Origin of the sequence: Thioclava pacifica DSM 10166 (assembly GCF_000714535.1) — a bacterium.
GTDB classification, from domain to species: Bacteria; Pseudomonadota; Alphaproteobacteria; order Rhodobacterales; family Rhodobacteraceae; genus Thioclava; species Thioclava pacifica.
The window spans coordinates 1-1,220 of sequence record NZ_AUND01000029.1; the positions used below are offsets into that span (position 1 = coordinate 1).

1 protein-coding gene is annotated in these 1,220 nt (G+C 58.4%); it reads left to right on the top strand.

Annotated features, from left to right (window positions below):
- Nucleotides 1–60: 60 nt before the first annotated feature.
- Nucleotides 61–1,202, top strand: a protein-coding gene (locus TP2_RS12095; RefSeq protein ID WP_420804614.1) for an IS3 family transposase whose coding sequence is annotated in 2 segments (ribosomal slippage) — nt 61–301 and nt 301–1,202 — 1,143 coding nt in all. Because the reading frame shifts where the segments join, the coding sequence is not laid out codon by codon here.
- Nucleotides 1,203–1,220 lie beyond the last annotated feature (18 nt).

A 1,220-nucleotide genomic window follows, 5' to 3' on the forward strand; every position in this document is an offset into this window, starting at 1 on the left:
CTGAATAGCCCCGTGTATCGTGGACGCCTTCTTTGCTAATTTTGAGGCAAGGAGGCCATGATGAGCAGCACCAAGTTCAGCGACGATTTCAAAAGAGATGCCGTCGCGCAGATCACGGAGAGGGGCTACCCGGTCAGGGAGGTGGCCGAGCGCTTGGGCGTGAGCCAATACTCTCTCTACTCTTGGAAGAAGAAGTTCGCGAAGGCGTCATCCGGCGACGCTGAGAAGGATGACGAGATCCGACGGCTCAAGCGTGAGCTCCTGAGAGTGACGGAGGAGCGGGACATTCTAAAAAAGGCGACCGCGTATTTCGCCAGGGATGCCAAGTGAGATACGCGTTCGTGGCCGAGCATCGCGGGCAGTTCTCTATTCGGGCGATGTGTCGCTGCTTACGTATTCAGCCGAGTGGCTTCTACGCGTGGCTGAAGGCCCCACTGAGCAAGCGAGCTCAAGAAGACGAGCGGCAGATTGCTCTGCTGAAGGAGGCATGGGTGGAAAGTGGCAAGGTCTACGGTCACCGCAAACTGCATGACGACCTTCTCGAGCAAGGCGAAAGCGTCTGCCTGAACCGTGTTGCCCGCCTGACCAAGCTGGCCGGCATCAAGGCGCAGATCGGTTACAAGCGTCGACCGGGGAAGTATGGCGGCAAGCCCTCGGTGGTCGTCGACAACGCACTGGACCGGCGGTTTGACGTGGCGACACCGGACAGCGTCTGGGTGACCGACATCACCTATATCCGCACGCAGGAAGGCTTCGCCTATCTTGCCGTTGTCATCGATCTCTTCTCGCGTCGTGTCGTTGGATGGGCGATGCAAAGCCGCCAGACGACCGAAGTTGTCCTGCAAGCGCTGCTCATGGCGACATGGCGGAGGAAGCCCAGGGAAAAGGTTCTGATCCATTCGGATCAGGGCAGCCAATTCACCAGCATGGACTGGGCAGCGTTCCTTCGGGCCCACAATCTGGAGCACTCGATGAGCCGCCGCGGAAACTGCCATGACAACGCGGTCGCTGAGAGCTTCTTTAACCTGCTGAAGCGTGAGCGGATCAGACGACGGACCTACCGAACACGCGAAGAAGCCAGGCAGGATGTGTTCGACTACATCGAGATGTTCTACAATCCAAAGCGCAAGCACGCCCGGAACGGAATGCTGTCGCCCGTCGACTTTGAGCGGCAGCAGAAACTGAGACACGAAGGCGTCTAAGAAACACGGGGCTATTCA